Consider the following 6,261-nt stretch of genomic DNA (forward strand, 5'->3'; position numbering starts at 1 on the left):
GCTCCGCGGCTCCTCAGGATGAGGGCTGTGGCGGACGAAGCCAAAGGACAGCGCGCATGAGCCGCAACGGTCCCTTCGCCATCCTGTTCCATGCGCTCTTCATCGTCTTCATGCTGGCGCCGCTGGTCGTGGTCTGCCTCGTCGCCTTCACGCCGGAAGGCTATCTCTCGCTGCCCGGCCGAGTCTGGAGCCTGCGCTGGTTCAGGGCGATCCTCGACTATCCCGAGTTCCTGCGCGCCTTCCGGGATTCGCTCTGGTTGGCGGCGCTGTCCTCGACCGTCGCGATCGGGCTTGCGGTGCCCGCCGCGCTCGCCATCGCCCGCTACCGTTTCCCCGGCCGCGAAGCCATGACAGCTTTGTTCATGTCGCCGCTGATGGTCCCCCATGTCGTCCTGGGCATCGCCTTCCTGCGCTTCTTCACGCAGATCGGCCTCTCCGGGACCTTTCTCGGGCTGGTGCTGAGCCATATCATCGTGATCCTGCCCTTCGCGCTGCGGCTCGTCCTCGCCGCCTCCTACGGCATCGACCGGCGCATCGAGCATGCCGCGATCTCGCTCGGCGCGAGTCCGGCCGTCGTCTTCCGTCGGGTGACGCTGCCGCTGATCCTGCCGGGCGTCGTTTCCGGCTGGCTGCTCGCCGCGATCAACTCCTTCGACGAGGTGACGATGACCGTCTTCATCGCCTCGCCCGCCACCACCACGCTCCCCGTCCGGATGTTCCTCTACATCCAGGACAATATCGACCCGCTCATCGCAGCCGTCTCCGCCTGCCTGATCGCCCTGACCGCCATCCTGCTGATGGCGCTGGACAGGCTGTTCGGGCTCGACCGGCTGTTCGTCGGAACCGGAAAAGGCTGACGCCAGTGTCCACCACCATCAGAGAACCCGATGTCGCCGTGATCGGCGGCGGCGTGGTCGGCGGCGCCATCGCGCTCGGCCTTGCCCGCAACGGCGCCAAGGTCGCGATCCTCGACGAAGGCGACACCGCGTTGCGGGCCTCGCGCGGCAATTTCGCGCTGGTCTGGGTGCAATCCAAGGGCTTTGGCATGCCCGATTATGCGCTCTGGTCGCGCCGCTCGGCCGATAGCTGGCATGAGTTGGCCGCTTCGCTCGCCGGCGAAACCGGCATCGACGTCGCCCATAGCCAGCCCGGCGGCTTTATGCTCTGCCTCTCGCAGGACGAGCTCGACAAGCGCGTCGATGCGATGCGCCGCCTCCACAACAGCCGGCCGCTGAGCGACTTTCCCTATGAGGTGCTCGACCATGCCGAGACGAAGCGGCGCCTGCCCGCCATCGGCAAGGATGTGGTCGGCTCGCTCTATTCCCCGCTCGACGGCCATGTGAATTCGCTGAAGCTGTTCCGGGCGCTACGCGAGGCGACGGTCCGGCGCGGCGTCGACTACCGCCCGAACAGCCCGGTCGAGAACATCGCGCCGAAGGATGGCGGCTTCGCCATCACCGGCCCCTGGGGCGAGATGCGCGCCGGCAAGGTCGTGCTTTGCGCCGGCCTCGGCAATGCCCGGCTCGCGCCGATGGTCGGGCTCGATGCGCCGGTAAAGCCGAGCAAGGGCCAGATCATCGTCACCGAGAAGACTGAACCCTTCCTGCATAACCCGATGGTCACGGTCCGCCAGACCGATGAGGGCGGCGTCATGATCGGCGACAGCCAGGAGGATCGCGGCTTCGACACCGTGGTCGGCCAGCCGATCCTCTCGACCATGGCGGAACGGGCCGTGAAGATGTTCCCGCGCCTCGCCGGCCTGAACGTCGTCCGGACCTGGTCGGCGTTGCGCGTGATGAGCCCCGACGGCTTCCCGATCTACGACCAGTCCGAAACCCATCCCGGCGCCTTCGTCGTCACCTGCCATTCCGGCGTGACGCTCGCCGCCAACCATGTCCTGACGCTCGCTCCCGCCATCCTCGCCGGCACCTTGCCGGAGAGCGTCGCGAGCTTCACCGCACGGAGGTTCCATGTTCCGGCCCATAGCTGACCTTGCCGCGAGCGGGGAGCTGAGCTTCACCTTCGACGGCCAGCGGATGACGGCGCGCGCGGGCGACACGGTCGCCGCCGCCTTGCTCACCAACGGCATCACCGCCTGCCGCGAGACCCCGGTCTCCGACACGCCGCGCGCGCCCTATTGCCTGATGGGCGTCTGCTTCGACTGCCTCGTCGTCATCGACGGCATCGGCAACCGGCAAGGCTGCCTCGTCCCGCTCGCGGAGGGCATGCGCATCGAAACCCAGCATGGCCGCCGCCATCTCACGGAGGCCGCGGAATGACTTCGATCGCCAGCATCGAACAGCTCGCTGAGGCCTATGACCTCCTCGTCGTCGGCGCCGGTCCGGCCGGCCTCTCGGCCGCCGCGCGCGCTGCCGAACTCGGCCTCTCCGTCCTGCTCGCCGACGAGAACCCGGCGCCGGGCGGCCAGATCTACCGCGCCGTCACCACGACACCGGTCAAGAACCGCGCCATCCTCGGCGATGACTACTGGCGCGGCGCCGGCCTCGTCGCGCGCTTCGAGCGCTCGAAAGCCGCCTATGCGCCGCGCTGCACCGTCTGGTCGATCGGCCCTGACGAGACTGCGCCCGGCAGCTTCGAACTCGGCCTCTCGCTCGACGGCAAGGCCCGCATCATCGGCGCGCGGCAAGTGATCCTCGCCACAGGCGCGCAGGAGCGGCCCTTCCCGATTCCCGGCTGGACCTTGCCCGGCGTGATGACCGCGGGCGCCGCGCAGATCGCCCTCAAATCCGCCGGCGCCATCCCGTCGGGACGCACGGTCATCGCCGGCTGCGGGCCCTTGCTCTACCTGCTGGCGGGCCAGCTCGCGGCGGCGGGCTGCCAGATCGCCGCCGTGCTCGACACGACGCCATCGGCCAACTGGTCGAGGGCACTCGCCGCGATCCCGGATTTCCTGCGCTCGCCCTATCTCGCCAAGGGCCTCAAGTTGATGCTGTCGACTAGGCGCAAGCTGCGCTTCGTCTCCGGCGTGACCAGCCTGACGGCAACCGGCAGCGGAAAGCTCGGCTCGGTACAGTTCGAGCAGGGCGGCCGCACCGGCACCATCGCCTGTGACACGCTGCTGCTGCACCAGGGCGTGATCCCCAGCGTCAACTTCTCCAATGCCGCCGGCTGCGCTCATGATTTCGACACCGAGCAGCACGCCTGGGTACCGCGCGTCGATGCCTGGTTTGTTTCGACCGTGCCCGGTATCGCCATCGCCGGTGATGGCGCCGGCATCGGCGGGGCTGAAAGCGCGGCCCTACGCGGCGAGATCGCGGCTTTCGGTGCTGCATCGCGCCTCGGCAAATTGAACGAGGCCGAGCGCGATCGGCAGGCCGCTCCAGTTCGCGTCGAGCTGGACAAGAAGCTGCGCGGCCGCCGCTTCCTCGACCTGCTCTACAAGCCGGCGCCGCAATTCCTGGCCCCGCCCAAGGACGAGACCATCGTCTGCCGCTGCGAGGAGGTCACCGCCGGCCAGATCCGCGACGCCGCCAAACGCCTTGGCGTCACCGGCCCGAACCAGATGAAAGCCTTTTTGCGCTGCGGCATGGGCCCCTGCCAGGGCAGGCTCTGCGGCCCGACCGTGGTCGAATTGATCGCTGAGACGCGCGGCACCAGCCCGGCCGAGACCGGCTATTATCGCCTGCGCCCGCCGATCAAGCCGGTAACGCTGGCCGAGCTGGCCGCCCTGCCGCAGACCGAAGCCTCGGTGAAGGCGGTCGTGCGATGAGCGGAGATGGTCGTAGCGCCGATGTCATCGTCATCGGCGGCGGCATCCATGGCTGCTCGACCGCCATGCACTGCGCGATGCGCGGGCTCTCGGTCATCCTGATCGAGAAGGACCATGCCGGGCGCCACGCTTCCGGCGTCAATGCCGGCGGCGTGCGCCAACTCGCGCGCCATGTCGCGGAAATCCCGCTTTCCAACACCTCGATGGCGCTCTGGCACAACATCGCCGAGCTCGTCGACGACGATTGCGGCTTCACCAGCGACGGACAGGTGCTGGTCGCCGAGGACGAGGCCGACCTCGAAGGCTGCCGCGCCCGCGTCACCGACCTGACGCTGCGCGGCTTCCACCACGAAGAGCTGATCGATGCCAAGGAATTGCGCGAGATCGTCCCGGCCGTCTCCGAGAGCTGCCCGGGCGGCGTGATCTCGCGCCGCGACGGCGCCGCGATTCCCTTGCGCGCGACGCAAGCCTTCAAGCGCAAAGCCGAAAGCCTCGGCGTCACCGTTCGTGAAGGCGTCCGCGTGACCAAGGTCGAACAGGACGGCCCGAACTGGCGCGTCGTCACCAATGCCGGCGATTTCCTGGCGCCTCGCATCGTCAATGCCGCCGGCGCCTGGGCCGACCGCATCGCCAGCGATCTCGGCGAGCCCGTGCCGCTCTCGGTCATCGCGCCGATGCTGATGATCACCGCGCCGTTGCCGGCCTTCATCAAGCCGGTGGTGATCCTGCGCGGGCGAAAACTCTCCTTCAAGCAGTTCGACAACGGCACGGTGCTGATCGGCGGCGGCCACCTCGGAACGCCCTTGCGCGACGAGAACGTCACCTTGCTCGACTGGCGCAAGCTCGCGATCAGCGCCGGCACGGTCTGGGACCTCTTCCCGATCATGCGCGGCGCGCCCGTGGTGCGGGCCTGGGCCGGCATCGAGGCCCGCATGCCGGACGACCTGCCGGTCTTCGGCAAGAGCGCCAAACATGAAGGCGTCTACCATCAGTTCGGCTTCTCGGCCCATGGCTTCCAGCTTGGGCCGGGCGCCGGCGCCGTCATGGCCGAGATCATCGCCACCGGCCGCTCGAACGTGCCGATCGACGGCCTCGGCATCACCCGTTTCACCACGACTCACTGAACTTCAACCGAAGGAGAAGACCCATGGCCATCAAGCGCTCCATCCGCACGCCGATCCAGAACCGCGTCGTCGAGACCGGAAACCTCGCCTTCGTCGGCGGCGTCGTCGCCGACGACACCGCGCAGGGGATGGGCCCGCAGACCCAGAACATCCTCGGCAAGATCGAGGGCTATCTCGGCGAGGTCGGGCTCGACCGCAAGGCGATCGTCGCCGCCCAGATCTTCGTCACCGATCTCACGCTGAAGAAGGAGATGGATGCGGTCTGGACCGGCTTCTTCGGTGAGGACATGCCGACCCGCGCCACCGTCGGCGTCGCCGATCTCGGCGGCCCGCTGATCGAGATCGTCGTCACCGCCTCGCGCTGAGCCAAGTCATCGGCCTGGGCCTGCAACAGTCCCCAGCCGCCACCTATGCGATCCCGTCAGCCTGAAGCGGAAGCGGGAGCTTCCGGCACCAGGCTGACGCGGTCGAGCTTCGGCGTCATCGTATCGAGCAGGGGCAGCGCCGCCGCGCCAAGCGCTGCCGTCAAACGCCCGGTCCCGCCGCGCTGGACGCGCGGGATCGTCCGGCCAGGCCGGTTCGCCACCGAGATCGGCAGAGGCGACATCGCCACGATCAGTGCATCGATCACCGTATCCGGCATCTCGCCGCCCAGGATGACGGTCTCCGGATCGAACAGGTTCTCCAGCATCGTAATGACCGGCGCCAGCAGCGCCGCTGCCTCCGCGATCCAGCCGGATAGGGCGGGATGTCCTTGCGCGTGCAGGTGGGCGACCTCCTCCGGCCCAACTCCGGCGATCCCGGCCTCGCGCAAGGTCTCCGCCAGCGCGTGGAAGGAGGCGTAGCGCTCGAGGCAGCCATGCCCGCCGCAGGCGCAGGCACGCCCGCCCCGCACGACCGGGATATGGCCGATCTCGCCGGCGTTGCCGAAGGCCCCGCGATAGGGCTGGCCGGCAACGATGACGCCGAGACCGAGGCCGGCACCAAAATAGATCTGGCAGAAATGGCGCAGGTTGCGGCCGAGCCCATGGAGATGCTCGCCGACGGCCGCCGCATTGGCGTCGTTCTCGATCACCACCGGCGTGTTCAGGGCGTCCTGCAGGAGTTGCGCCGCATCCTGCCCGGCCCAGCCCGGCAGAGGCGAGGTGCCGACCGAATTCATGCCCTCGATCTCGAACGGGCCGGGCATCACCACACCGCAGCCGAGCAACCTCTCCGGCAAGCCGGCCTCGCGCCGCACCGCGGCCAGTTCCGCCGCCGCCATCCTCTGCACGCCCGCGACGGTCGTGTTCGCGAGAGGCGCGATGCGTTGCGCTCTGATCCGCCCGGCGAGGTCGACGAGGACGGTGGTGACGTGATCGGCCGCGATCTCCATCCCGGCCGTCATCCCGCCTTCGGGATTGACGG

General features: G+C 68.7%; 7 protein-coding genes. 6 read left to right on the forward strand and 1 reads right to left on the reverse strand.

Features of this window, described 5'->3' with window-relative positions:
* Window positions 1-56 precede the first annotated feature (56 nt).
* From Q0Q02_RS14980 to Q0Q02_RS15005, 6 genes are read left to right on the forward strand one after another with little or no spacing between them, the layout of a single operon-like run.
* On the forward strand, window positions 57-857 hold the full coding sequence (locus Q0Q02_RS14980; RefSeq protein ID WP_293810543.1) for an ABC transporter permease: 801 nt from the start codon (window positions 57-59) through the stop codon (window positions 855-857).
* Window positions 858-862: 5 nt separating this feature from the next.
* On the forward strand, window positions 863-1,990 hold the full coding sequence (locus Q0Q02_RS14985; RefSeq protein WP_293810544.1) for an FAD-dependent oxidoreductase: 1,128 nt from the start codon (window positions 863-865) through the stop codon (window positions 1,988-1,990).
* Window positions 1,971-2,279: a (2Fe-2S)-binding protein gene (locus Q0Q02_RS14990; protein WP_293810545.1), complete on the forward strand. Its 309-nt coding sequence runs from the start codon at window positions 1,971-1,973 to the stop codon at window positions 2,277-2,279. Before Q0Q02_RS14985 ends, Q0Q02_RS14990 begins: the two co-directional genes overlap by 20 nt.
* Complete coding sequence (locus Q0Q02_RS14995; RefSeq protein ID WP_293810546.1) at window positions 2,276-3,730, forward strand: NAD(P)/FAD-dependent oxidoreductase; 1,455 nt, start codon at window positions 2,276-2,278, stop codon at window positions 3,728-3,730. The genes Q0Q02_RS14990 and Q0Q02_RS14995 overlap by 4 nt, the downstream gene beginning before the upstream one ends.
* Window positions 3,727-4,854 (forward strand): FAD-binding oxidoreductase, encoded by a 1,128-nt coding sequence (locus tag Q0Q02_RS15000; RefSeq protein ID WP_293810547.1) that lies wholly within the window; start codon window positions 3,727-3,729, stop codon window positions 4,852-4,854. The genes Q0Q02_RS14995 and Q0Q02_RS15000 overlap by 4 nt, the downstream gene beginning before the upstream one ends.
* A 23-nt stretch (window positions 4,855-4,877) precedes the next feature.
* A complete protein-coding gene (locus Q0Q02_RS15005; RefSeq protein WP_293810548.1) occupies window positions 4,878-5,219 on the forward strand; it encodes a Rid family hydrolase in 342 nt (113 codons plus the stop codon).
* Between the two features lie 56 nt (window positions 5,220-5,275).
* Here Q0Q02_RS15005 and Q0Q02_RS15010 read toward each other — a convergent pair.
* Window positions 5,276-6,261, reverse strand: a 986-nt coding sequence (locus Q0Q02_RS15010) for an ROK family protein (RefSeq protein ID WP_293810549.1), incomplete at its 5' end; no start/stop codon positions are given.

The organism is uncultured Allobosea sp., assembly GCF_945956895.1.
Lineage (GTDB): Bacteria > Pseudomonadota > Alphaproteobacteria > Rhizobiales > Beijerinckiaceae > Allobosea.

What these genes read in the sequence shown, in the direction of transcription:
- Q0Q02_RS14980 (WP_293810543.1), top strand. Translation starts at nt 57, where the DNA reads ATGAGCCGCAACGGTCCCTTCGCCATCCTGTTCCATGCGCTCTTCATC.
- Q0Q02_RS14990 (WP_293810545.1), top strand. Translation starts at nt 1,971, where the DNA reads ATGTTCCGGCCCATAGCTGACCTTGCCGCGAGCGGGGAGCTGAGCTTC.
- Q0Q02_RS14995 (WP_293810546.1), top strand. Translation starts at nt 2,276, where the DNA reads ATGACTTCGATCGCCAGCATCGAACAGCTCGCTGAGGCCTATGACCTC.
- Q0Q02_RS15000 (WP_293810547.1), top strand. Translation starts at nt 3,727, where the DNA reads ATGAGCGGAGATGGTCGTAGCGCCGATGTCATCGTCATCGGCGGCGGC.
- Q0Q02_RS15005 (WP_293810548.1), top strand. Translation starts at nt 4,878, where the DNA reads ATGGCCATCAAGCGCTCCATCCGCACGCCGATCCAGAACCGCGTCGTC.